Origin of the sequence: Pediococcus ethanolidurans (genome assembly GCF_964062635.1) — a bacterium.
In the GTDB taxonomy this organism is placed as follows: Bacteria; Bacillota; Bacilli; order Lactobacillales; family Lactobacillaceae; genus Pediococcus; species Pediococcus ethanolidurans.
The window spans coordinates 1,341,843-1,367,161 of the sequence record NZ_OZ061250.1 but is presented as its reverse complement, the minus strand read 5'-3'; the positions used below and the strand labels follow the sequence as shown (position 1 = coordinate 1,367,161).

30 protein-coding genes, 1 tRNA gene, 1 other RNA gene and 1 pseudogene are annotated in these 25,319 nt (G+C 36.0%); 10 read left to right on the top strand and 23 right to left on the bottom strand.

Annotation, left to right across the window (positions count from 1 at the left end):
- Positions 1-9: 9 nt before the first annotated feature.
- The 5 genes from AB3219_RS06740 to AB3219_RS06720 all read right to left on the bottom strand — a co-directional run bounded on the left by AB3219_RS06740 (position 10) and on the right by AB3219_RS06720 (position 2,324).
- Complete coding sequence (locus AB3219_RS06740; protein WP_260365556.1) at positions 10-279, bottom strand: hypothetical protein; 270 nt, start codon at positions 277-279, stop codon at positions 10-12.
- Positions 280-506: 227 nt separating this feature from the next.
- Positions 507-1,331 carry a DNA/RNA non-specific endonuclease gene (locus AB3219_RS06735; RefSeq protein ID WP_367369382.1) on the bottom strand — a complete coding sequence of 275 codons (825 nt, stop codon included), beginning with the start codon at positions 1,329-1,331 and terminating at the stop codon, positions 507-509.
- Between the two features lie 13 nt (positions 1,332-1,344).
- Complete coding sequence (locus tag AB3219_RS06730) at positions 1,345-1,539, bottom strand: hypothetical protein (RefSeq protein WP_216754539.1); 195 nt, start codon at positions 1,537-1,539, stop codon at positions 1,345-1,347.
- A gap of 212 nt (positions 1,540-1,751) precedes the next feature.
- Positions 1,752-2,123: a transfer-messenger RNA gene (gene ssrA / locus AB3219_RS06725) on the bottom strand.
- Positions 2,124-2,174: 51 nt separating this feature from the next.
- Positions 2,175-2,324, bottom strand: coding sequence for a hypothetical protein (locus AB3219_RS06720; protein ID WP_164481578.1), 150 nt, complete (start codon positions 2,322-2,324; stop codon positions 2,175-2,177).
- Positions 2,325-2,535: 211 nt separating this feature from the next.
- On the opposite strand from AB3219_RS06720, the gene AB3219_RS06715 reads away from it, so the two are divergent.
- Positions 2,536-2,697 carry a hypothetical protein gene (locus AB3219_RS06715; protein WP_164481579.1) on the top strand — a complete coding sequence of 54 codons (162 nt, stop codon included), beginning with the start codon at positions 2,536-2,538 and terminating at the stop codon, positions 2,695-2,697.
- 50 nt (positions 2,698-2,747) lie between these two features.
- A complete protein-coding gene (locus AB3219_RS06710; protein ID WP_216754538.1) occupies positions 2,748-3,560 on the top strand; it encodes a phosphorylcholine transferase LicD in 813 nt (270 codons plus the stop codon).
- Between the two features lie 102 nt (positions 3,561-3,662).
- Here the strand turns inward: AB3219_RS06710 and AB3219_RS06705 are convergent, their stop codons facing one another.
- The 4 genes from AB3219_RS06705 to AB3219_RS06690 form a co-directional block, all read right to left on the bottom strand.
- Entirely contained in the window at positions 3,663-5,339 is a 1,677-nt protein-coding gene (locus AB3219_RS06705) for an oleate hydratase (protein WP_263807571.1), read from the bottom strand.
- Positions 5,340-5,509: 170 nt separating this feature from the next.
- Positions 5,510-5,842 carry a helix-turn-helix transcriptional regulator gene (locus tag AB3219_RS06700; RefSeq protein ID WP_263807570.1) on the bottom strand — a complete coding sequence of 111 codons (333 nt, stop codon included), beginning with the start codon at positions 5,840-5,842 and terminating at the stop codon, positions 5,510-5,512.
- A 132-nt stretch (positions 5,843-5,974) separates the two neighbouring features.
- A complete protein-coding gene (locus AB3219_RS06695) occupies positions 5,975-6,883 on the bottom strand; it encodes a DUF368 domain-containing protein (protein ID WP_367119801.1) in 909 nt (302 codons plus the stop codon).
- Positions 6,884-6,949: 66 nt separating this feature from the next.
- Entirely contained in the window at positions 6,950-7,567 is a 618-nt protein-coding gene (locus tag AB3219_RS06690; RefSeq protein ID WP_216754535.1) for a sugar O-acetyltransferase, read from the bottom strand.
- A 152-nt stretch (positions 7,568-7,719) separates the two neighbouring features.
- Between AB3219_RS06690 and AB3219_RS06685 the strand changes: the two genes are divergently transcribed.
- The 5 genes from AB3219_RS06685 to AB3219_RS06665 all read left to right on the top strand — a co-directional run bounded on the left by AB3219_RS06685 (position 7,720) and on the right by AB3219_RS06665 (position 10,372).
- On the top strand, positions 7,720-8,097 hold the full coding sequence (locus AB3219_RS06685) for a GntR family transcriptional regulator (RefSeq protein WP_216754534.1): 378 nt from the start codon (positions 7,720-7,722) through the stop codon (positions 8,095-8,097).
- On the top strand, positions 8,090-8,803 hold the full coding sequence (locus AB3219_RS06680) for an ABC transporter ATP-binding protein (RefSeq protein ID WP_216754533.1): 714 nt from the start codon (positions 8,090-8,092) through the stop codon (positions 8,801-8,803). Before AB3219_RS06685 ends, AB3219_RS06680 begins: the two co-directional genes overlap by 8 nt.
- Entirely contained in the window at positions 8,796-9,557 is a 762-nt protein-coding gene (locus AB3219_RS06675) for a hypothetical protein (protein WP_216754532.1), read from the top strand. The genes AB3219_RS06680 and AB3219_RS06675 overlap by 8 nt, the downstream gene beginning before the upstream one ends.
- A gap of 131 nt (positions 9,558-9,688) precedes the next feature.
- Complete coding sequence (locus AB3219_RS06670; protein WP_263766130.1) at positions 9,689-9,835, top strand: helix-turn-helix transcriptional regulator; 147 nt, start codon at positions 9,689-9,691, stop codon at positions 9,833-9,835.
- 36 nt (positions 9,836-9,871) lie between these two features.
- Positions 9,872-10,372, top strand: coding sequence for a hypothetical protein (locus tag AB3219_RS06665; RefSeq protein ID WP_367369381.1), 501 nt, complete (start codon positions 9,872-9,874; stop codon positions 10,370-10,372).
- Positions 10,373-10,462: 90 nt separating this feature from the next.
- Here the strand turns inward: AB3219_RS06665 and AB3219_RS06660 are convergent, their stop codons facing one another.
- Positions 10,463-10,933, bottom strand: coding sequence for a hypothetical protein (locus AB3219_RS06660; RefSeq protein ID WP_216754627.1), 471 nt, complete (start codon positions 10,931-10,933; stop codon positions 10,463-10,465).
- 116 nt (positions 10,934-11,049) lie between these two features.
- Here AB3219_RS06660 and AB3219_RS06655 point away from each other — a divergent pair, with 116 nt between their 5' ends.
- Entirely contained in the window at positions 11,050-11,529 is a 480-nt protein-coding gene (locus tag AB3219_RS06655; RefSeq protein WP_216754628.1) for a MarR family winged helix-turn-helix transcriptional regulator, read from the top strand.
- A gap of 85 nt (positions 11,530-11,614) precedes the next feature.
- On the opposite strand, the gene AB3219_RS06650 is transcribed toward AB3219_RS06655, so the two are convergent.
- The 4 genes and pseudogenes from AB3219_RS06650 to AB3219_RS06635 form a co-directional block, all read right to left on the bottom strand.
- Positions 11,615-12,349 (bottom strand): hypothetical protein, encoded by a 735-nt coding sequence (locus AB3219_RS06650; RefSeq protein ID WP_216754629.1) that lies wholly within the window; start codon positions 12,347-12,349, stop codon positions 11,615-11,617.
- Positions 12,349-13,221 (bottom strand): ABC transporter ATP-binding protein, encoded by an 873-nt coding sequence (locus AB3219_RS06645; RefSeq protein ID WP_216762522.1) that lies wholly within the window; start codon positions 13,219-13,221, stop codon positions 12,349-12,351. Before AB3219_RS06645 ends, AB3219_RS06650 begins: the two co-directional genes overlap by 1 nt.
- A gap of 199 nt (positions 13,222-13,420) precedes the next feature.
- A pseudogene (locus AB3219_RS06640) lies at positions 13,421-14,179 on the bottom strand (SDR family oxidoreductase).
- A gap of 37 nt (positions 14,180-14,216) precedes the next feature.
- Complete coding sequence (locus AB3219_RS06635; RefSeq protein ID WP_367369380.1) at positions 14,217-14,771, bottom strand: hypothetical protein; 555 nt, start codon at positions 14,769-14,771, stop codon at positions 14,217-14,219.
- Positions 14,772-14,974: 203 nt separating this feature from the next.
- Here AB3219_RS06635 and AB3219_RS06630 point away from each other — a divergent pair, with 203 nt between their 5' ends.
- Positions 14,975-15,262, top strand: coding sequence for an amidohydrolase family protein (locus AB3219_RS06630; protein WP_216754633.1), 288 nt, complete (start codon positions 14,975-14,977; stop codon positions 15,260-15,262).
- Between the two features lie 22 nt (positions 15,263-15,284).
- Positions 15,285-15,596 (top strand): DUF2316 family protein, encoded by a 312-nt coding sequence (locus AB3219_RS06625; RefSeq protein WP_216754634.1) that lies wholly within the window; start codon positions 15,285-15,287, stop codon positions 15,594-15,596.
- Positions 15,597-15,708: 112 nt separating this feature from the next.
- Here AB3219_RS06625 and AB3219_RS06620 read toward each other — a convergent pair whose 3' ends face one another.
- The 9 genes from AB3219_RS06620 to cdaA form a co-directional block, all read right to left on the bottom strand.
- Positions 15,709-16,719: an alpha/beta hydrolase gene (locus AB3219_RS06620; protein ID WP_216754635.1), complete on the bottom strand. Its 1,011-nt coding sequence runs from the start codon at positions 16,717-16,719 to the stop codon at positions 15,709-15,711.
- 80 nt (positions 16,720-16,799) lie between these two features.
- Complete coding sequence (locus AB3219_RS06615) at positions 16,800-17,219, bottom strand: MerR family transcriptional regulator (RefSeq protein WP_057806689.1); 420 nt, start codon at positions 17,217-17,219, stop codon at positions 16,800-16,802.
- Between the two features lie 262 nt (positions 17,220-17,481).
- A tRNA-Asn gene (locus AB3219_RS06610) sits at positions 17,482-17,553 on the bottom strand.
- A 99-nt stretch (positions 17,554-17,652) separates the two neighbouring features.
- A complete protein-coding gene (locus AB3219_RS06605) occupies positions 17,653-17,958 on the bottom strand; it encodes a hypothetical protein (RefSeq protein ID WP_057806691.1) in 306 nt (101 codons plus the stop codon).
- A 431-nt stretch (positions 17,959-18,389) separates the two neighbouring features.
- Complete coding sequence (locus tag AB3219_RS06600; protein WP_216754459.1) at positions 18,390-19,697, bottom strand: glucosaminidase domain-containing protein; 1,308 nt, start codon at positions 19,695-19,697, stop codon at positions 18,390-18,392.
- Between the two features lie 411 nt (positions 19,698-20,108).
- On the bottom strand, positions 20,109-21,929 hold the full coding sequence (glmS, locus tag AB3219_RS06595; protein WP_216754460.1) for a glutamine--fructose-6-phosphate transaminase (isomerizing): 1,821 nt from the start codon (positions 21,927-21,929) through the stop codon (positions 20,109-20,111).
- A 224-nt stretch (positions 21,930-22,153) separates the two neighbouring features.
- The gene (gene glmM / locus AB3219_RS06590; protein WP_260365564.1) at positions 22,154-23,512 is read right to left on the bottom strand and encodes a phosphoglucosamine mutase; all 1,359 of its coding nucleotides are present in this window, start codon (positions 23,510-23,512) and stop codon (positions 22,154-22,156) included.
- A 34-nt stretch (positions 23,513-23,546) separates the two neighbouring features.
- Entirely contained in the window at positions 23,547-24,422 is an 876-nt protein-coding gene (locus AB3219_RS06585) for a YbbR-like domain-containing protein (RefSeq protein ID WP_216762527.1), read from the bottom strand.
- Entirely contained in the window at positions 24,419-25,270 is an 852-nt protein-coding gene (gene cdaA / locus AB3219_RS06580; RefSeq protein ID WP_057806696.1) for a diadenylate cyclase CdaA, read from the bottom strand. The genes AB3219_RS06585 and cdaA overlap by 4 nt, the downstream gene beginning before the upstream one ends.
- Positions 25,271-25,319: the final 49 nt, after the last annotated feature.

Sequence of the window (25,319 nt, the reverse complement as noted above, 5' to 3'; positions counted from 1 at the left end):
AAACTTGACTCAGATCCATTCTTCTCTCGCATCATTTTCAGAAGAATCTAGAGACGAGTTATTCATGTTTGAAGAAGATGCTTTTTCCACTGTTATTTTTATATTCGAAGTTGGATCCTTCATTGTAGCGCCTTGTTCTGAACTATCGATACTTTCTGAGTCAGACGAATTATTTGAGTTTGCACTCGTGGTAGCTGCATCTGCTACGCCAACCAAATTCATAAATAATGAAATTGTTACCACTAAAACTATACCAATTAAACCTTTTTTATTTAACATATCTTAATTCCCCCCAAAAAATTTTGTAACTAATATTGTAAACATTGATAACTGACATTATCGGTTTCGATGAAAAGGCTAACACACTATTCCGTGTTTTTTAAATCAGCAATCACGATATCTCCCCTGGAAGTTAGTTAATATTAATCAACTGATATTTCAAGGCACTATTTCTTACGTTTAATCAAAAAAGTAGAAACCTTTTTCAAGCCTCCACTGTTATATAACTATTCAGTTGAGTCACTTACTTTCATTGACCGATCAATCCTAGAACGTCCAGTTGCATAATCAAATTTAATCCCCGGTTCGACATTCCAAACAAACACGTTAAAATCAAGTGATTTATCTGTTGATAATGCCTGTAAATGATAACCAATTGGCATTAAGTCCTTATTCTTAAAAACAGTTGAAACCTGATAAATCACTTTTTTATTTGCTTCCAAAGCATTGCGAACTTTTCCCTCAAAAATTTGCATAGTTTTTTGATTACTAAATTCCGTTTGGGTTGCTAAATTTTTAGGATTGTCCAGCGATCCTAACTCATTAACATTATATTGGCCGTCCTTATTAAATTTACCAGTAATTGAATAAGCTAGGAGGTGTCCACGGTTAAGTATCTCAATTCGCCGGCCATTAATACTAACTGCCCTTTGATGCCAGCCTGTAGGTCGCCAATCTTGACTAGTACGTGTGCTTGATCGAACCAAATTACGTCGTTCCAAATAACCAGTTACCATAGTTGTTCGATTCAAGTTGTCTAAACTGCCATAACTTATTTTATTTATTTTCCAAGCAGCTGTACTCAAAGTACTTTTATTACCATTTACTTTTAAATACGCGGTACCACCACTTTTAAATGTCAAATTACGTAAATTATCATCTTTAACATTTTGAATACCGTTGTTTTTATTGGTTGTTTTAATCTGCTCAGATAAATTTTGTCCCAATTCTTGATCGATATAATTCTTGACCGATTGTCGATTGACACCCAACAATGCAGCAATAATTACGAATAAAGTTACCAGCCAATTAGTAGCTTTTCTTTTTTTCAATTTTTAATCCTCACTAAATTTCTTCGATGACAAATGAATACCGTTCATCAGTATTTTTGACTAAGATCTTTGCCATTTCTAAATAGTCTGACGCCTCTTCATAGGTTTCAAATTTTGTTGCATCTTTCTCAGAAACACTAACTTCCACTAAATCTAAATAAGTCCAAATAAATTTATTATTTTCCGTATCTTTTACACGATAGGCCATAAAAAACGCTCCTTAAACAAAAATAACTGTTCCACTAATTTAAAATGAACAGCTAGTTAATGATATTGAGAATTTCACCTGTTGTCAATCGTGAATTAACTTTCTGGTGAATCTTATTTTGAACTGAACAAATATTAGTAATTAAAATAGTCTCCAGAACAAACCGCATAAAACCGGCATTCTGAAGACTATTCACATCTATCATATTCACTTAATGGAGCCGGCGGGGATCGAACCCGCGTCCAAGCATATTGCCACCCAGATATCTACGTTCATAGGCATACTATTTAAATTTCACTAACCAAAACACCGTATGTCAGGGTTCTCTTGATTAGCTAATCTGATTAGTCTCTTCAAGTCACTTCAGATGGGAGCAACTTGCGTAAGTCCACTAAATTTAAGACCTGTATCTAACACATGGACGATGCCAGGCAGATCTACACTAAGCCGTTATTAAGCAGCTAAAGCGTAAGAATTGTTATTATTTTTTGCAGTTATAATTTAAACTGAACGTTTTTACGTAGACGTAACCTACGAAACGCAATCCGAACTCAACCTATACCTGTCGAATCCATAACGACCCCATAACAACAGTTTTACTATATCACAATCACCTACAAAAGCAATTAACTCACTTATTTACGTGATTGTGAAGTAGAATTAGTTGCTGGAATCAAGGCAATTTGACCACGAGAAACCATTGTAACCAACAGTTTGTTGACAAGATCCGCATTCTGGACATTTTTCAATAAATATTCTAATAACGCATTTTTGGTTTTTCTCATTGTAAAATCCTCCATGACTCTTCGCATTTAAAACCTAATCTTAGGTATTAATGATAAGGGTTAGCAATATAATTGTCAACTGTTAAACTCGGATTTATTCCCCAACCTTTTCAAAAACTTAATTTTTAATGGCATCGTTTTCATAGAATGGTAGCAATTAGAAACATTTTAAACTAAAATAAAGGTAGTTTGAATATTTGGAGGCTTTCTAATGACAGGTAATTCTAAACTTACTGCAATTTTATTTTTCATTTTCTACTTAATTCTAACTTACTTCGTTTTTGTTCATCAAAACATGATTGCCATGTATATGATGGCAATTGGCATGTTGCTGGAAGCTACCATCAACCTTTGGCATATGTTTAAATCCTAACTAAAATCATGTACACTTAAGCTAATACTAATTTGGAGGAACACTGATTTATGTCGCAAATAAGCGAGTTGCATAGAATCGAATTAAACACCTTAAAAAAGTTCGTTAACATTTGCGAATCTCACCATATTAAATATTTTTTAATTGGTGGTTCTTTGTTGGGTGCAATTCGTCACAATGGCTTTATTCCTTGGGACGATGATGTAGATATTGGTATGCGTCGCGACGAATATGACCGTTTTGCTTCGATTGCACCAGCACTCTTACAAAATGAACATTATTTTATTCAAACGGCTGATACAGATCCCAATTTTGCTTTCAGTTACATGAAAATGATTGATACTGATGCCTACATCGAAGAACGCAACAATGTGAATGACGCTAGAAAAGGTGTTTTCGTTGATATCTTTCCGTTTGACAAAGTCCCTCGTCAACCAGAAATTAGACGTGCTGTCTATAGTCGTTTTCGCTATTTTGATACTCGTATTCTTTTACGTCTTGGCTACAACATCATCAAAACGCCCTTCCGTAAAGATCCAGAAACCAATGATCTTAATCATTACATGTCTGTAGCAAAGTTGAAAGAAAAACGTGAAAATATTATGCGTTTATATAACCAGGAACCCTTTCATCATTACAAAAACTATGCTTCCCAATATGCCTATGATAAAGAAGTTTTGAATCAGGCTGAAATTTCTGAATTAATTTCCCATCCTTTCGAGGACATTCAAGTCAAAATTCCAGAAGCGTATGATCGCATTTTAACTCGCATGTATGATGATTACATGACGCTTCCTCCTGAAAAAGATCAAAAAGAAAAGCATGTTGATGTGTTGATCGTAAATGGTAAACAAATTGACTAACAAAAAATGAGAATTATGATTACCGATAGTAAAATCGGTTCATAATTCTCATTTTTATTATCATTCACTATGCTCTCAGTCATAGTGGTCTAGTGATTTAATTTATCTGAACATGGTCTTTGTAGCTCTTGCCAAAACCTTTGGCTGTTTTTCGTAATGGTGCAATGGGGTTAACTCACTATCAGGAATTCCCATGAAGTGATAAACAGCCACTTGTGCACATCTGAACGAATATTGTTCTGTAAAGACCATGTCGAACGGCATTTCCGCAAATTGGCTAATAAATGCCAAATTCTTAGAATTCTTTGGTACAACAGCCGGACGATCGCCAACAGCACGACGATTAAACAAAGCACTAGCATATGGCATGTATGCTGGAATAACGTTTACAATACTGTCCATAATCTCTTCGGTATGATCAGAAATGTTATCCCGAGCTGGATCAACGGCTGCCAGATGGCCTAAGAGTTCCTCCAACATTTCTTTACCAGTCATTTCGATAAATGGCTTATCGACGTAATCACCTTTGCGCCGTGGATACATGACATAACCCCAGAAGACCGTTTCGTTTTCCTTTTGAGTATGAAAATGTGGTTGATGGTGAACAACAATGGATAAGAGATTACTACTGTCGATCCATGTATTCAACGCATTACCTGGTTCTTGTTGAGTAATACGGGAAATTTCATTTAACAAGAAATGATTGTTAGTTGTTACTGTAAAACTCAACCATTCACTTTGTTTGCGATCCGCAAAGAATTTATCTGGATTACCTAAATTATAAAAGTGTTCAGTTGCTTGTTTCCAAAGTGCCGCACTTGGTGCATATTCCATATTTTCTTTAATTGGTGTGTTTAAATCACCAATTGACGAACTATCAGTGATGGCACCATTGGTATCAAAGACGAAATCATTTTCACAAATTTCAATTTCACCGGTCTGATTATCATTGTCCACTTCTTCATACTTTAAACCAGTCACAATAATATCATCGCGCAACGGTGTATCTTTAAATTCGAACTCAGTAATTTTACGGTTATTGACAAAGTTAACACCATGATCGGTCAAATACTTGCGCATCGGTAAAATGATACTTTCATACTGATTATATGGTGTCCGAGTGACACCAGCCAAAGTATTAATTCGACTGAACTCCAAAATCATTCGATTCATATAACGACGGAGTTCTATGGCCGAACTTTCCTTCTTAAACGCAAAGGTTGTCTGCCACATATACCAGAAGTTAGTTGTGAAAATGTGAGGACTCTTCGCAAACCACTGCTCAATGCTAACATCGTTGAGTTGTGGTTCCTTTGATTCTGGTAACATCATAAGTTTGGTCAATAAGAAGCGATCCTGATTATTAAACTGCATATGACTATAATCTTTTTGATCGCCTTTATTACGAATACCATCTACACGATCCATTAAACGTGCAACATCATGGGTTGGATGTGCATGATCAAAGTTTAAGATATCATCTGTAACTGACTGACCAGGATTATCTAATGAAGGTACCGAACGTAAAACATCCCATAAATTTTCATAAGTTTCTTCGTTCAGCATTCGGCCACCTTTTGCCAAGAATCCCTTATTATTACTTAATTTTGGATTGCCATATTCTGATTCATAAGCTGAAACTTCAGCACCATCATTTGCACCATGCTTTTCAAGGCCAAACATTGTAATCTGGTCGCCACTCCAGCCACCATCACGAATTAGATAGATGCCTGCTGCTAAATTACCAATTCCAGTTCCAATCATATATGCTTTTGCCATTGTATCCGCTCCTTTTCGTTATTAATGTCTATTTTTCTTTCAGAAAAATCCTATTCTCATACGGATGTCCATCCTCACTAAGTGCTAAAGCACTAACTCGGAATGGCTCCTTTTCGTTATTAATGTCTATTTTACTTTCAGTAAAATCTTATCCTCATACGGATGTCCACTTATGCATTCGACCCCCGAATCAATTTAACAATTCGTTCCAGCCGCTCCAGTGTATCATCTAAGGTTAAACGATACGTATTTTCCAATCCATTTCTCGTCGAATCCACAATATTCACCGATCGCAAAATTTTCAAATGATGTGAAACAGCCGGCTGTGAGATATCTAATTGCGTTGTAAGATCTCCAACTGTCATTCCCTGCTTCAACCGCGATCCCAATAAAATAATAATCCGTTGCCGATGCTTGTCAGCTAATGCATTCAAAATATCCAAGTCATCTATAAATTCATCTAAAGCTGCCTTTTGCTTCGGTTCCATCGTTACCTCTTCCATAGGCTCACCTCTATCCATACATTTAAATATTTAAATCTATGAATAGACTAACATGTTTTTTTGTTTTTAGCAAGCGCTTACAAAGACTTAAGAAAAAAACTGCTGGACATTTGCCAACAGTTTCAGATCTTCCTATACGTCTGTTGGTTCTTGGTTATCCAAAAACAACGTTGCTAACACACCAACAATAATAGCAACAATTAAAATTACGATCACGCCGAACCATGATCCACTGTTTTGCACATTCAAAGCCGCTCCTTGAAGCGCAAGTTCCATTAAAATCCATATGCCGGCAACAACAATTCCAAATACCGCACAATATACCTGGTGAGCGTATTTGTGTAATAAATAGTTTAAAACCTTTGCCATTAGAATCACACCAAGCACTGCACCAATGATAAACGGTAATAAGATTATAACTGAAGAAAAGGCCTGTTTGGCCTGATCGAATTTTCCGACTAGTAAAAACATCACCGTATCTAGTAGTTTTGCCACCGAATTATAAATGGTTCCATACTGATTCACCATCATTAGCATGACCGCACCAGAGATTCCTGGAATCATCATCATGGAGATCGCAAAAAATCCTGCAAATGCAATCACACCCCAGTCACTCAAGGTTCGTAATTGACTCATTGCAACAAAATCGCTTAGACCTCCTGTACCCTGGTGACTCACAAACATAATGAACGCAAATCCCAAAATAGCTAGAATTGCATCGAAAAAGTTAAACTTCTGGAAACTCACTTTTTTATAAACAAACGGCAAAACACCAATGACGAGACCGATAAAAAAACCATAACTCATCACTGGAAACTGCTCACAAAGCCACAGTACTAACTTAGTTGAAGCTAGTATACCAATAACTGCTCCAATCATAATAGGGAGTAAGAATTTAATATTTTTAAGCGGTTGTTTTCGAAATGTCGAAATTGCCTCAACCATCCGCTCGTACAAGCCAACCACAACTGCAAACATACTACCAGATAAACCTGGTATCACTAGGGCAATTCCAATAAAAAAGCCCTTCATTGTATTGATAATGGATTTTGTTTTTATTTGCTTTACCTCTTCTCTTTTGAATAATCCGACTTCACAACTAAGATTTTAATCAGTTTCTATTTCAGCAATATATTCACGTTTCTGTGTTTCCCATTTCTGCTTATCTGCCTCGTTGATTTCACGCAAAACACGACAGGGATTGCCAACTGCAATTACATTATCCGGAATATCATGGGTGACGATTGAACCTGAACCAATGACCACGTTATTACCAATGGTTACACCAGGATTAATCACAGCATTTCCACCAATCCAAACGTTATTACCAATTGTGATCGGATAACCATACTCATAGCCTTGTATCCGAACATCGGCATCAATTGGATGTCCAGCGGTATAAAGACCAACTCGAGGTCCAAACATCACATTATCACCAATGGTAATGCAGCCAACATCAATAAAAATACAGTCATAATTTGCGTAAAAGTTTTTGCCAATTGTTGTGTTTAATCCATAGTCAATATGAAATGGTGGTTCCATAAAAACATGTTCACCAACCGAGCCAAAAAGTTTTTTTAGCAACTCTTTTCGATAATCCATCTGCTCTTCAGTCGTGTTATTAAAAAGGCGCGTCAACACCCGACCGTGATGAAAATCTCGTTTTAATTCGGGATCATTTGCCACGTATAATTGACTGTTCAACATTCTTTGCTTGTTTGTCATTCCAATTCCTCCGTCTAGTTAGTTTGATTATATCGAACTTTAAAACGTGTGTCAGTTGATAACTCATTTTTATTTTAGTTAAATACTTGCAAAACTTTATTCTTAGATTTATAGTGTATTAGTAAACTAAAACACTAATAAGGAGGCACAATATGAAATTCAATGATAAGATTCCTATTTATTACCAGATCAAACAATATATTTATCGCGAAATTATCATTAATAACTTGCAACCTGGGCAAAAAGTACCAGCCGTGCGTCAATTGGCCGTCACCTTAACTGTAAATGCCAACACCATTCAGCGCGCCTTAAGCGAATTAATTAATGAAAAAGTTTTAATTTCTAAACGTGGTAAAGGCAATTTTGTTACAACTGATGCAGAAACCCTGACTAATTTAAAAAGAAATGTCGTTGAAGATCAGGTAAGCAATTTGTATGACCAATTAGCTGCCTTAAAAATAACACCAGACGAAATGTTGAAATATCTAAATAACTACATTAATTCGCGAAAGGAAGTACACCATGACTGAAATATTATCGATTAACGATCTTTCTTACAAGAGGAACTTAACTAGTATCCTTAAACAAGTAAATTGTTCAGCAGAAAGTGGCAGTATTATTGGCCTTCTAGGTGCTAACGGAGCCGGTAAAACGACCCTCATGCGATTAATAAGTGGCGCAGCTAAAGGGTTTCATGGAGAAATTAGTATCAACGGCAATACCCAAGATATTGAACGCAAACAATTGGTCAGCTTTAGTCATCAGCTGGATGGCGTTAACAGTCATGATCGTATGGAAAAAATTGCTGAGTTTTATCAGGCCGTTTATCCAGACTTTTCCGAGAGTGCCTTCAAAAGATTGGCAGAATTTCTTGAATTGGATCTGCACCAACGATTAGGTAATCTCTCTAAAGGAAATCGAATGAAATTTATTATTGCTATCACACTGTCACGTCAAGTTCAGCTTTATCTACTGGATGAACCGTTTGACGGAATTGATAGTATGAGTCGCAAAAAGATTATTGCAAGTATTCTTCAATGGAAGCCCGTTGATGCCACAATCTTAATCAGTGATCATCATGTTGATGACGTGGCAAATATTTTGGATGCCGTTTTGATTATTAAAGATAAAAAAATGGTTGTTTCAGAAAAGGCCGATAAAATTCGCGAAGAATACGGTCAAAGTATTGAGGATTACTACGAAAGCATCTATACAGGGGGTAAAGAAAATGACTAGTTCAATAAAACTCATGAGAACGATGATCAGACAAAAAAGCTCAAGTGTCCACAAAGTAATTGGTCTTCAATTACTTGCCTTGGTAATTACACTAATTATTCAGTTATGGCAGCAAGGTCATATCAATGCTATGGACCCCGTTGGCTTCTTCGCATCATATGGCATGTTGGCCACTATGGTAATTTTTGTTCTGCTAGCTTTAAGAACTGAGCACATTTGGACAAACAGTGTTTTCCGCCTCATCCCGATTACAGACACGCGCTTATATATTTCTAACCTGCTTTCTACTTTTTTAAATTTTGTGTATTTCTTAATACTGGAAACTATCATTACAGGTCTTCTAGGTTCACTTGATTTAGCTGATTTTAACATGCCCAACACTAGTCATTTATTTGGTTATGTGACCAGTGGACTTTCGTTGATTTTTACCTTACTACTAGTTGGTTGGACTTTTATTAGCATGGTGCACCTTTTGGGTAAAATGATTAGTACTTTTCTACCTGAAACTAAACAAGGATTTATCCAACTTGTACTTTACATTGTCGTCTTCTTTCTCCTCTTTTTCGTTTTAAGTACCATTGATAATACAATTGGAAACTATGTAAATAATTTTTTCTCACCTGTTTACTCTATGGGTACTCTTTATCAAATTATAGGACCCCTCTTTATTTTAAGTGGTTTCATGCTTCTCTGGGTCATCCTGTTTTCACTAATTAACATTTATCTACTTAAATATTGGACTGAAGCCAAATAAAAAAATCTCACTTACATTTTGTGTCTAATCAATTTAAGTTTAAAAATATTCCTAAAATCGGACAAATGTAACAGGATAATTGCGTTACTTTTTGCTTCTTAGCAGGTACGATAGAAATGGAGGAGAAAATAATGAAATTATCTGATCAATTACGAGCATCCCGGAAACAATTACATTTAACTCAACAGGATTTAGCAGCCCAACTTCATGTAACTCGACAAACACTGTCACGATGGGAAAACGATTTGAGCTATCCTAATCTAGATACTTTAGTTTAAATTAGTCATATTTTAAATCTTTCGTTAGATACTTTATTGAAAGGTGAAAAAAATCCAGTTGTCAAGCAAATCAGTACTGATGTCCGTTCCAAGCAAAAGTACAAACATCTATTTGTCGCACTTGTTAGTTTATTTCTACTAATGTTAGCAGTCTTGATTCTTTTAGGCTATGGTCGTGCTACACAAAATGCAGGCATTGATCGTCTAAATCCGTTTCTTAAAACGCAAATTGGGTACACGGTTTTGCCCATGCCAACTAAAAATCATCAACAAGGCACACGTGTATATGCATTTGTTTCTGATAATGTTTTTGGCAGCGGCAGTTGGCTACAATTTTCTACAGGTCAATACACCGCAAATAAACGTTGGGCTGTAGTTCAACATAAGGGTTCTTATGTTTCTAACACTCGTTTGTTGAAAAAAGCACAGATTCCATTAGTCATGCGTGAACAAGCTGGCAACATTTACACCAAATATAATTATAAAACTGAAGGTCCAAGGACTGGCAAGAAAATTTCTTGGTGGCCATTTGACTAACTTTTAATTTCAAAACTAACTATCTAACTAAAACAAAAAAGAATTGTTATCGCATAGATAGCAATTTTTTTGTTTTAAGCCACATCCTTTTTAGGATCCTGAGACATTTTCACTTTCAGTATCTGTCATAACTCGCGATTTCATCCATGATAAGCCTTTGAATGCCAATGGTTTCACAAGTAATCCTCGGATAACATAGGCCATAATAAATGACCGTATCCACGTCAGTAATAATGCTTGCATCGTCAAATCATTCAATCCACCACCGCTTACAATTCCAAACGTGCACATACTAAAACACATGATGAAAATCATCGACCAACTCCGAACTTTACCTGCATTCAAATTGGAAAATAGTTTGATGAGTACATTAGTTACCTGACTTGCTACCAATAAGTTATACACAAAAGCCACTAACAAGGTAGGTACCCACCAAACCAAGAATTCTTGTCCAGCCTGTATTGTAAAACCTTTTGAAAATAAATTACCAATCAAACTCATGATACTGCCCATACCTAAACACATTTCGGCAGTATAAAATAAACGTTGTTTTGTAGTCATATAAACTTCCTCTCTTTTTAGTTGACATGTCAACTATCTGTTAGCTTAGTCTCATTTAGTTTACTTGTCAACTAAATAAAAAGACGATATACTTAACAACTAAGGAGTTGGTCAATGTGAAACCTAATGAAATTAATCAGATTGGTCGGTATGTCAGTATCCTCCACCGCTCTAGCCAAATTGCTTTAAACCACTTGCTTGATCTACCTGGCCTCACTGCCAGCAATGCTAATTTACTCCTCTTCATTTTTGATAATGGTAAAGTTACCGCCCAAGATATTGCGGATCAACAAGCCATCAATAAGGGCTTAGTTAGTCGTGAGCTCAACTCGCTTTTTAAAAATGGCTATATTGAAAAAAGTGTTGATAAACAGGATAAACGAAATATTCAAATCACTTTAACTGCCAAGGGTGTTGCTGCCTACCAGACTGTCAATAGCCTCATGTCAAAATGGTGGCAACAACAGTTTGAAGCGAGTGGTTTAACTAACCAAACTAGGATTTATGCCGATTTACAAAAACTCACCACTCAAATAATTGGTGTGCCGTTACAGTTTCATCCCATCTCAAATAAAAACAACGTAACCAAAAAATGAGCATAAAAATACCGTTATTTCTTTTAAAACATAGAAATAACGGTATTTTCGATGTCAGTTATTGAGAATCAGACAAATTCGAGCATTAGAGATTTTGATGCCTAAGTTCCTGTAATGCAATAAAACCAAACACCAGAATGACAACAACCTCAACAACACTGCTAAACACATTATCACCACTTAATTGTTGTGTAAAAGAATAATCACTCGTAAATAATGTATTCACAAAAGAAGTTACCATTGCGACCAACATGTTAAAGCCAAAATACAGTAAAATACTCAAAGTTTTGCCTTTTACAATAATTACTGAAGTCATTAAGATAAACAAACCAGCAACGTAACTTAACACTGCATTAATGCTCAATGGTACCATCTGTGGAACCATCAACATACCCATTTCTCTAAACAGTTCATCCCACCCACCAAGATTACCCACTTGATAAATGATCGTGGCAACGGGGACAACCAGCAAGATAAAACTGACGACGATATTGGCTAAAATCACAGCACCAATTTTGGCAAAGAATAATTTATTACGATTCACACCAGAAGCCACCATCAAAGCCAAAACACGATTTTTATAATCAATTGCAAGCAAGTGAAAGGGATAAATAATTCCTAAAAATATTAAATTACTAAAGAATAACAAAATTGCTAAAACGATACTTGTAATCAGAAGTGAAGAACCCAAATGATCAGAGTTGACGAGTGCAATCGTTGCAATCACATTTAAGCCAAGTAAGATCAATGTAGCAATTAAGTAGTATTTATCGCGCAAATATTTAAATAATTCCATCTTAAAAATTAGTCTTGCATTCATTAGTTAATACCTCCTTGTTGATCCAAAACCGATACCTTGGTCATGGCAGTAATCACAATTGCATTTTCTGCCAACTGAGGGAACACGTTTTGCCACAATTCAGAACTAATATCAATCTTGAAACCAACTTCAGTTTTAACAAACGGAATCGCTTCTGAACTCAATAAAGCTTCAAAAGCTTCATCATTATTAGTTGTAATATTACGATAGGTTTGGTGATCATCAGCAGTTAAATCCAATGTTTTAATTATGCGGCCGTGATCAATTACAAAGACCGTTTCACACAAACTTTCCAAATCCGTTTGAACGTGACTGGAAATTAACAATGTATGCTGATCTTTTCCTGTCCATTCACGCAAATAATTCTGAAACCATTTAACGGTATCTTGATCTAACCCACGGAATGGTTCGTCTAAAATTAAAACTTCTGCTGAATTCACAAGTGCAATCAGCAACACTAATTTTTTCTGCATGCCATACGAAAATGTCTTGACAGGACGATCAAGTACAGATAACAAGCCAATTTTATCAGCCATCTGTTCAACTTTTTTGACATCATAATGACCCCGTAATCCAGCAAAATATTGAATATTAAACCGTGCTGTATAATCCTTATAAACAGAAAGATCATCAAGGACAATTCCCATTTTAGTTAAAATTGCATTTTCTTTTCTTGGATTATGTCCATCAAAAATAATTTCACCAGAATAATCCGTAATAATGTTAGTTAAACACTTGAAAAATGTGGTTTTACCTGCACCATTGGCTCCCACTAATCCATAAGTATGACCTGGTTCAATTGTTAGTTGATCGATATCTAATGCTTTAAGACTACCGTAACTTTTACCTAGATTTTTAACCGTAATTGTCATCCCATCATCTCCTCGTTATGGTTTTATTATATCAGAGCCGGATGATTTGCACACTACTATTTAATATAAGTTTTCTATAATTAGCTACATATTTTTATTATTTCAAGGTTGACTCATAAAAAAAATCATTATTTCACACTTTTATACTGAATAGTGACCCTTGTTTCTATTTTTTTGAATTATTCGCTTAATTAACAATTCACCACGGTAAAGTGCCCGCATTCTCTGTGAACGTTCCAGTCTGCGAATCATCTAGTGGTAAACTAGCCATTTTAATAATTTGAGCTGCACCAGTACCCACATCTTGCATACCAGCCGGTTTATCACTCGTAGTCGACCGCCCACCAAAACTAGTCGCTGTCCACCCGGGATTAACCGCATTAACAGTAATTTGATCTTCAACTAATTCTTTACTCAATAAAATTGTTGTAAAATTAGCTGCGGACTTTGAAGCTTGATATCCTAATGAATTAACCTTATAAAATCATGAGGTCGGGTCCGACGCAAGACCAAGTGAGCCCATATTACTAGAAACATTAATAATTTTTGCTGGTCTTCCAGCTTTCAATAACGGAATCATAGCCTGCGTTACATCAACAAGACCGAAGAAATTTACATCAAATTCTTTGCGCATCGTATCCGTACTCATTTGAGAAGCTGGTTCATGATTACCTAAAGCGATTCCTGCGTTATTAATCAGGATACTTAAATAACCAAAAGCACTTTTAATTTTTTCAGCAGCCAATTTAATTTGAGCTTTATCTGTGACATCAAGTTGAATAAAATCAGCTTTAATGCCATTAGTACGAAGCTTTTTGACGGCTTCTTCGCCCCGCTGCTCATTTCTAGCACCAATCAAAACATGTTGGTCCCTTTTCCCTAATCCTTGAGCGGTGGCAAAACCAATTCCCTTATTAGCTCCTGTTATTAACGTAATTACTGTTTTTTTTGTTGTCATAATTTACTACCTCTAATTTTGAATATTATTGTTGAAATTATAGTTGTGCCGGCAATAATCGGCGATATAAATTTAGTGCTTCTGTTTGTGGCATCAGTTTTGGTGCCGAAGCAATTTGTTCAGCAAAATTTAAAATTGCATTTCCCAAAAATTCACTAATAAACTGTTGCCGTGGTTTATCATAGTCTCGTAAAATTAAAATCTGACGAACAACACCACTAAACAAAGCCTGAACTTTTTCATGAATTGCACTCCATTTTACTAATTTAAACAACTCAAGATTAGCATAAATTTCAGTAATAATTACCGAACTTGTATTAGTAAAATTAACTTGTTTCAATGCATCCATTTGTTGTTCAAAATCGGCAATCACAATTAAAAATTGTACTTCAATAATGTCGGTTAAGTCCTGATGGTGACGGTAAAAAGTTGCCCTTGAAACATTCGCCATTTCACAAAACTCTTTAACTTCGATTTGATCAAATTTAACATTGTCTTGATATTTTTGAATTAGTGCCTCAAACAACTTTGCCTGACTTCTTTGTTTTCTTCGATCGATTTTCATTTTTGAGCTTAAAAATACTTTTGCCATTTCTATAATGCGACATATATCACGTTATGTCGCTTAACTTCCTTTCAATTGTGAATACTGCTCTTTATAATACTAATTGTTAAGTTAAAGTACAAACATTGTCTAATCTAGTAAGGAGTATCGTTATGAAGATTATTACTGTTGAAGAACATTTTGAATCTGCTTAAGCAATTAATCAGCAAATTCTTTTCTACTGAAGAAAATTGGTACCTCTCTTTCTTGAAAGATTAGATGCCTACACTGGTTTAAAAAAACACTTTTCTGATTACTATCGACAAAATGTTTATGTAACTCCTAGTGGCATTTTGAGCAACCCACAATTAAACTTTGTCTTAGCCGAAATGGGCGCTGATCACCTTATTTATTCAATTGACTATCCATATAAACAACCAAAAAACTCACGCACTTTTTTAAACAACACAAGTTTAATTGCTACTCAACTTGAAGCCTTTAGTCATGGTAATGCTGAACGTGTTTTTCACTTAAATTAATTAACTAAAAGGAGTAATCATCATGTCATTAAATTCACAACAGGTAAGTAACACCATTAATGAACTACACGAGAATTTTGTGCGCAGCAGTTTATCAAAAAAACAGGTAGCCGATGACTTACACATTAGTTTAATCAAATTAGAGAAGCTCTTTACACTCACTCAAAGTTCCTTAAATGATCCCTGGATTTTACGTAATTACCTCATTCAAAAAGTTGAAGAAAATGGCAAAGAACCAGTAACCTTCACTGCCTTGGTTGGTGATTGGCATCAGTACTGGTTCTTAAATAGCCGCGTGATTGATCAACGTCAAATGTCAGCAGGTGACAATTAAAGGCTGCATTCGACTCTGTTATATAAATAATTTTTTCTAAACAAAAACAGGATTAAGTGAACTGAATATTCACTTGATCCTGTTTTGAGTACATAGCGTATCATGTTTTAATTTAAAGACGTGTGCTTAACCAATCCATTAATTTATCAGATTCTTGTTGCACATATTTTGGTACCCAATACGTTTGAATATGATGGGCACCCTTGATCAAAAATAATTCCTTATCCATTTCACTAGTTGCTTTAGCATAGGCATCCTCCGTCAAATAAAGTGAGTCAGCCGCAGAACCTGCCATCATAAGCAAAGGTACATTAATCAAATTCATATTTGCAGCCGTGTCAAATGCCGTTAATTCTTGTAAATCACTAACTGGATAAATTCCGCCTGCTTTAGGATGTGCATACTGTAAACCATAGTATTCTGCACCCTCACGATACATATCATATGGCAAATTCTTAATTTGTTCTGGGGTCATGTCACCAATACTTGCTGACATTTCAACCTCACCACCCTGAACAGCTTTCTCACGTGCCTTTGAAGCCGCAGCTAAACGAGCTTGAATAGTATTAGCTTCAGAAACACAGAAGCCATCCCGACGAACAACACCTGTATTAAATGCAGATAAAGTTGCAATCACTTTAAAACGTTTATCAGTTTGACCAGCAGCCAAGGTATAACCGCCACCACCGCAAATTCCGAAGGCACCAAGACGAGTATAATCAACTCCGGGAAATACCGAAAGTGCATCAGCCATTCCCCGCACATCCTCAATTTGATAAGCTGGTTTATCCGTTAATCGTGGTTCACCACCAGAATTTCCCTGATAAGCAGCATATCCATTTTCGGCTAATTTTTGTGCAAATAAACCTGCCACTTGTTCTTTCACACCACCATTTGGATGTGCCACAGTCAAAGCCGGATACTTTTTATTGGGATCATAATTTGCGGGTGTATAAATATTAGCATCCACCGTTACATGATTACACAAATAGCTAACGGGGTGGATATTCACCTGCCCATCAACGTTTTTAGTGATGGCACCATCATAAACTAATCCCCACTGATTGCCTTTAACTGTCACTCTGTCATTAATTGAAACTGAATTTAAAACAAACTTTGCCATAATTTGACCTCCATTGATTTAATTGTCCTCATCATACGCCCTGTAGTGTGCTACAAGGCAACAATAAAGATTTTTGAATTTCAATCTAGGTTAAAATTAGGATTTTCCCACATTTTTTCAGGTGTTGGGTGTTCTTTATCATTGGCCAAACCTAAGTGATAATCAAAAGTTTCAATTTTGTACTTCAGCATTGCTTTACTTTCTTGCAAAGCAATTATTTTTTGATCAACCTCTGCAAGTTGATTATTGAGAAACTGTTTTTCTTCTTCACGATGATCTTCTGGGGATACTAACATGTCAGTGAATCTTTTTATTGAGGCAACTGAAAAACCAGTTTGACGAAATCGTTTTACCATAAATAACCAATTCAAATCACTTGTTTGATAATCACGATAACCACTTTTGTCACGCCCAACTTTGGGAATGATTCCGGCACGCTCATAGTAATAGATTGTTTCAGTTGGAATACCAATTAATTTTGCTGCATCTTTGATTTTCATTGCTTAACCTCGCCTTACGAATACTAGTCATTTTACAAGTATATCAATGGTATACTCTGGAGCGTACTATAGGTCAAATGAAACTACTATAAATAGATTTTTGCCAACTTAAACAGCGCTTTGTTTAAATATTGTTTCAGAAAGAAAACGTTAAATTCAATTTTTGGATGTTTGCCGTGAGAATGCTGTTTTTCTAATTTTCAAAAAACAAAAAAGCCGCTATCCCTGTTTTACGCTGGATAACGACTTTAGTTTATTGATACTGCTCCGGCTGGGTTCGAACCAGCGACCTCTTGATTAACAGTCAATTATTCTACCACTGAACTACGGAGCAATTACTATGTTTATATTTATATCATAGAATTCACAGACTTGTCAACTAAATTTTAATATTCATTGTTTTATAGCTGTTTTCACATTCTGCGTTTATCTTCTATGAGATATGATTTTCTTTCAAAACAGCATTGAAATCGATCATGATTTTATCGTCTTTTTCCCAAACTTCCCAATGATCCATATCTTCGCCAGGAACAGTGTATCGTTTATTGATATAGTCCTCATAATTAACCACATGGGCAGAATGAGGAATATTCAACTGTAAAATGCGAACCTCTTTAATAAAGTCGCGTTCAGCTGCTAATTCGGCCCTGCCATTCATCATCATGTTTGCAATTTCCTTATACTTTGAACCATCGTTAAGGGTAATTTCTTCAATTAAGGTAAAAGTTTGTTGTCCCATTACTAATCGTACCTCCATCTACTTAGTATAGTGGACTGTCCCGTTATGAAGCAAGTCATTTTTAGATTAATAAAAAAAGAATGTTCCGAATTATAATTCGGAACACACTTTTTGGCATAAGAGAGAAAGAGAATTGATTAAAGGTAGAGGAGATGCACTACTACCTTTCACCAATAATCATACCTTTTTATGTAAGCGGTGTCAAACTATTTTTTGATTTTTATTTCTTGGGTTTTTAAACGTAAAAAAAGAGAATCGAAATAAAATTCCGATTCTCTACCATCTGATGTATACACCATAGAGATGTCCCTCAACTGTGTTCATTTGGGGTAAACAGGAAGAGGAAGTAAATAAATGGTACTTACAATATACCTCATTTTCTCATTTTAGTCTATGATATTTTAATTTTCATTCATAAAATTTTAATGTTGTTAGTTGGTCAAAGCACCACCGTAAATCCAGCCAAGCATCTTTCCATTATAATAACAACGATAATACGGTGTTTTGATGCCTTCAATAATTCCTGTCATATCAACCTGAACCGTCTTACCAGCATATGATTTTCCAGAATATCTAAGTTTATAGCCATAGCTACTCTTAGGAATATGCGTAAAGAAATCGTGTCCTGGCACAGATTTAACCTTTTTAGTCATTGACTGACTGGTATACACAGTATTTAAATAGCGCACGTTAGTAAGTGCGCCACCATAAATCCAACCAATTAACTTACCATTTACATAACAGCGATAATACGGCGTTTTAGTACCTGCCCGTTGTGCTTGATCATTAATCGTTACATTTTGTCCTCGATAGGTGGTTCCATAGTGTAATCGTTTTGTTGCGTAAACGCTATACGTTAAATGATTGTAAAAATCGTTTTTTGGAGCCGTACTTACCTGCGCTACTTTATAAGTTGTTGTATAGGTAGCTACCTGGACAACTGCTGTCGAGTAAATCCAACCAATTAACTTACCATTGTAATAACAACGATAGTATGGCGTCTTAGCTCCCTGTTTGACACCTTGATCATCAATGGTAATCGTCTTACCCTTATAGGTTGTACCATAATGTTTTCGTTTAGAGCTGTAAGTACTTCCGGGAATATGATTATAGAAATCGTGACCTGGTTTAAGCTTAACCTGCATCTTTAAATTCTTTTTGGTATATTTAACAGCTGTTCCGTCAAGCAAATTATGTAAATTATAGCCCTTAATAATACTAATCAAGGATTTTGCATATGAAGGTGCGGTTGCATAACGGCCCGTTAGATAGTTTGCGGCCGCCTCTGGAGTGGAGGCATTTTCTTTCCAAGTACCCTTGTAATAAGAATGATTCCAATCCAAGCCATTGCGTAACACGTTACCGTTATCGTCCAACGAAGCCTTAACGTTAGGATACTTTCGAAAAGCTGCATTAATATAATAAAGGTGGCCGCCTGAATCATATTCAGCTGTCCGCATTGTAACTGACTTACCCTTATATGTACCTTTGATCCCAAAATAATTATTGCCTTGAACGGCTAATTGGCTTTGTCCCCAAGCACTTTCACACGCTGCTTGTGCCATCATCAATGAACCATATAAGTTATACTTGGCTGAAACACTTTTTACATCAGGCGTTAACCGCGAAATAAACGCCTGGGGTGAGTCAGCGTGAACTGTTTGTGGATGTAATCCCAAAACAGTTACTGTTGAAAGTAATATTAAAAATGAAACAAATGTTATCCATCGTTTATACATACTGCTTCCCCCGTATCTTAGTCATCTTACGTATAAGTATATAACTTAATTTTTTAAAATTTAATGGCTTTAATTGTTTTGAAATATTCACAAATTATGTTTATCCAATAAATCGCTTCAAATCAAGCTTTTTCAACCTTCTTCAAATGATTGTAACTAAAACTTAATAATTAAAAATTCTGTTTTTATACAAAAAGAGTGTGGAATAACCACACTCTTAGACTAGTTTAGTTTTTATTCTGATTTCTTTGAATGAGATAATTGCTTAAGGAATCTAAGCTAAATTTATTCGTCAAAACGTGCTAAAAGCAATTTTTTCAGCTTAACCCAACTTGTCCAACGATTCCAAAAGTGAATCATTGAACGAGTCGGGTTAATGCTCAGAAATTATTCGCCTTTTTTGCATTCTTTTTATTCCACCGTCACACTCTTTGCTAGGTTTCTCGGCTGATCCACATCATAACCTCGTTCCAAACTTGCATAGTAAGCCAACAATTGTGCCGGCACCACACTCATCAATGGCATCAACAACTCTGAAATTGTCGGAATCACAATGCGATCCTCTTTCTTTGCCAACGCTTCCGACACAATCGTCAAAACCTGGGCACCACGTGACTTTACTTCTTGAATATTGCTTCGTGTATGTCCTGCCGTCTTAGCCTGCGTTATCAGCGCAATAACTGGCGTATGATCTTCAATCAACGCAATCGTTCCATGTTTTAACTCACCCGAAGCAAAGCCTTCCGCCTGGATATATGAAATCTCCTTAAGCTTCAGTGCCGCCTCTAATGCCACAAAATAATCGACGCCACGGCCAATATAAAAAGCATTGCGTGTTTTAGCCAAATCCTGATGGGCAATTTTTTTCAGTTCATCTTTTTCATCAACAATTGATTGAATTCCATTTGCTGCCAAACTCAATTCTCTGCGCACATTGAATTTCTGGGCAAATTCAATTTTTTTAGCTTCACCCAACGCCTTAGCCACAACTGCTTCCACCGCAATCTGTGCTGTATAAGCTTTAGTTGAAGCCACCGCAATTTCTGGACCCGCATTCAATAACAATTGATAAGTTGACTCACGATACAAAGTTGAATTTTCAACATTCGTAATCGTTAAACTTGGTGCATGCCATTCGTTATTCACACGTACCAAAACTTGACGACTATCTGCCGTCTCGCCACTTTGAGTCAAGAAAATAAAAAATGGACGTTGTGATAACATTGGATCCGCATACGCAAATTCAGATGCAACAACCACTTCTGTAGGTATTTGAGTTAATTTTTCAAATAATTGTTTACCAACTAATCCCGCATGATAACTTGTTCCTGCACCAACGATATACAAACGATCTGCGTGCTTCATCGCTGTCAATAATTCTGTAGAAATAGCCGGTTTATCTGTATTCTCCAGATAGGCTTTTTGAATGCGATGCAAAACAGCCGGTTGTTCATCAATTTCTTTTAACATGTAATACGGGTAAGCTCCCCGGTCTGTCTCCTTAGGATCAAGATTCACATGAAATGCTTCTCTTTGAACCTTTTTTCCTGTCTGGTCGGTAATTTCAACTGTTTGTGGTGTTACCACAACCATTTCACCATCATGTAATTCCAGAAAGTTCTTAGTCACATGTAGCATCGCCAGTGCATCACTACATACCACGTTAAAGTTTTTGCCTAGCCCAATCAATAATGGACTTTTATTTTTAGCCACATATAACGTATCAGGTTGATCGCGATCCATTAATAAAAAGGCATAAGACGATCCTTTTAATAAGCTTAAAGTTTTTTTGAAGGCTTGCTTGGTATTCATATTTTCATGAACAACAAAATAATCGACCAATTGAACCACTACTTCAGTATCTGTTTGACTTACGAATTTAACATTATTTAAATACTGTGCTTTTAATTCTTCACAATTTTCAATGACACCATTGTGAACTAAATAAAAACGATTATCTGTAGAAAATTGTGGATGGGCATTTTCAACGCTTGGTACACCATTCGTCGCCCACCTAGTATGTCCTATTCCAGTGGTTCCCTTAATTTGAGAAGTTATTTTACGTTTTAAATCTGCAATTTTTCCTCTAGTTTTAACCAAATGATCTTGTTTTTCACTATTATTTACATAAATTCCAGCTGAATCATAGCCACGATACTCTAATTTTTCTAATCCTGAAACTAAAATTTCAACTGTATCTGTTCTTCCTGTTACACCGACAATTCCACACATAGCTAACATCCTTTACAAATAAGTTATAATTGGTATATATAGATATCAAAAATTGGTACGTTTGAAACATCTACTAATTTATCGCTATTTATAAGGAATGTCAACATATTTTCTTGTTTTGGCACTGTCGTTTTTAATAATTGGTATAACTGAATAAAACGATAAAATAAAATAACCGTTGTGATCAACATTCATTTTAATCGCAACGGTTATTTAAACGGCTCTTAAATACCAACTTCTGTTTTTACAACTTCAACAATTCGATCAACATAAGCGGAAACTTCTTCCTTAGTTGCAGCTTCAGCCATTACCCGTAATAAATCTTCTGTTCCACTAGGACGAACAAGTACGCGTCCCTCACCATTCATTTCAGTTTCAACAGTTTTAATAATTGCTTTAACTTTTTCATTATTTAAAGCTGCTTTTTTGTCTTGTACTTTTACGTTAACTAACTTTTGTGGATAAGTCTTCACTTCTGAAGCTAATTCGGATAATTTCTTACCTGTCTGTTTAACAATGTGCATTAATTGTAAAGCCGTTAACATTCCGTCACCTGTGGTATTAAAATCAAGAAAGACCACATGGCCAGATTGTTCGCCACCCACGTTATACCCATTCTTTAACATTTCTTCAACAACGTAGCGGTCACCAACTTGAGTTTGCACAGAATGCAGATCATTTGCTTCCAATGCTTTATACAAACCAAGATTGCTCATAACAGTTGTGACAACCGTATCTTTCTTAAGGCGACCACGTTTGCTAAGATATTTACCACAAATATACATAATCTTGTCGCCATCAACGATGTTTCCCTTTTCGTCAACCGCGATACAACGATCGCCATCCCCGTCAAAGGCCACACCAAGATCAGCACCTTTTTCCACAACAAACTTTTGTAATTGCTCTGGATGGGTTGAGCCTACATTGGCATTAATATTTAAACCATTTGGCGATGTTGCCATCGTATCAAAATCAGTTTTTAAGTCAGCAAAGATTTGGGACACAAAACCACTAGTTGCGCCATTAGCAGAATCAACACAAATGTGTAATCCTTCCAAATCATCTGGAATAGTTTGTTCCAAGAATTGAGTATATTTTAACGCACCTTCTGGATAATCGTTTTCAGTTCCCAAACCTTCTGCAGATGGTCGTGGTAATTCATCTGTTTCTTTATCCAAAAGAACTTCAATTTCACCTTCAAGTTCATCTGAAAGTTTGTAACCATCTGAACCAAAGAACTTAATTCCATTATCCTGAACAGGATTATGTGAAGCCGTGATCATAACGCCAGCATCAGCTTCTTGTTTACGAACCAAATAGGCAACTCCGGGAGTTGTGACCACACCCATATTCAAAACTTCAATCCCCACAGACAAAAGTCCAGAGATTAATGCAGATTCTAGTAATTGTCCTGAAATACGAGTATCGCGAGAAACCAGTACCCGTGGTTGTTCATTTTTATTTTCAGCATGTTGTGTTAAAACATAACCACCAGTTCTTCCAAGTTGAAAAGCCATCTCAGGAGTTAAACTTTCGTTTGCGATTCCTCGTACACCATCTGTTCCAAAATATTTTAATGCCATGATTTTCCTCATTCCTATTTTTTAAAAATTTTAATTAACTATTTTTAGAGCTTGAACTACTTGATGAGATCGAAGATTTTGAACTAGACGAATTTGATGATTTCGTCGAGCTTGATGAACTTGAACTCGTTGTCTTTTGATTATCAGTCTGTGCACTTGTTGATTCATTGCTACTTGAACTACTACTTGACGAAGAAGAACTCGTTGATTTTTGAACCGGAACGGTTACACTGACCGTTTGGGGACTCAAAATAACGTTAACCGTATCGCCCTGATTATCCAATGCTTGTAATAAGACTTGGCTTGTAACATCTTGTTTTGTGTTATTTGGTAAATTAACCTTTGCAACCACTTGTGTAATACGATTAATTTCGGTCACAGAACCTGTTGCCGAAACTGTTTGAGAACGCAAAATGGCCGCTTTGCTTTCATACCCCTTAGCAATTGCATCTTGATTAACTTCCGGTTGAATGGCAAACGTCTTTGTTCGCCGATTAGCAATCGTAACATTGATGCTTTCAGGCTCAAAGCTGTACGAAAGTTCTTTGTTAAGGCCCTCTTCTTTAATACGGACCTTATGTTTACCAAGACCTAATTTACGCAATGAAACATATGCTTTGAAGTTTTGCGTATTGGTAGTTGTCGTCACCAGTGCACTAGGCCCGGTAATTTTAATTTTGACTTTTGACGGGTAGCCACTTACTAAATACTTACTACTGTTTACATCCAATTCAAGTGGTACAGTAAGTGTTTTTGATTTGTTGGCCATTAATGCAGTGTCACTAGAGTTTCCGCCAGTAGACACATTGCCAGAATTCATACGATCAGATTTAACATACGTAAACAGCAGAATGGCTAAAACCAAAGCTAAAATTCGGTAAACCCAACGTTCTTTCCAAAAGCTTTTCATTTCTTTGGACCTCCTTTAAAGAAGGAAGTAACACCCTCCAAGAAGTCTTGAATAATATTATGATTTTCTGGTACTTCATCACTAAGGAACTGATCGCGGAAATAACGTAAGTAATCTTCTTGCGTCATATTACGCAACAATTCATTATCTTTAGTGATGGACACTTCACCAGTTTCTTCAGAAACCACAACCGTGACGGCATCAGTTACCTCACTGATTCCAACCGCTGCACGATGTCTTGTTCCTAGTTCTTTAGGAATCATGGTGCTTTGTGACAAAGGCAGGTAAGCCGCCGCGACGGCTATTTTATTATCTTTAATAATTACTGCCCCATCATGTAATGGTGTATTTGGAATGAAAATATTAATCAACAATTCACCGGTAATATCTGCATCCAGTGCAATTCCAGTTTCAATATAATCTTCCAAACCAGTATCCATTTGAATAGTAATAAGTGCCCCAATTCGGCGTTTGGACATATATTGAATTGCCTTATCCAAGCCCTCAATCATATGTGTCTCTGCTTCATTTTGTGTCTTGTTTTTGACAAACATTGAGCCACGACCCAAATGTTCCAAGCCACGACGAATTTCGGGTTGAAAAATGACCACCATGGCAATAACGCCCCAATTGATCACTTGATCCATAATCCACGAAACAGTACTTAAACCAAGCAGAACACTTACCACTTTAATCAGAATAATTACAATTATTCCACGAAAAAGTTGAACGGCTTTTGTCCCCCGCAACAACATGATCAATTCATAAATGACGAACCAAACCACAAGGATGTCGATTAGGTTCATAAAATTATGTAAAGTAATCAGTCGATCCCAAGCAAAATTCATTTATTTTTCCTCCAAACCAATACAAAAATAATTATAGCACAGAGCACCT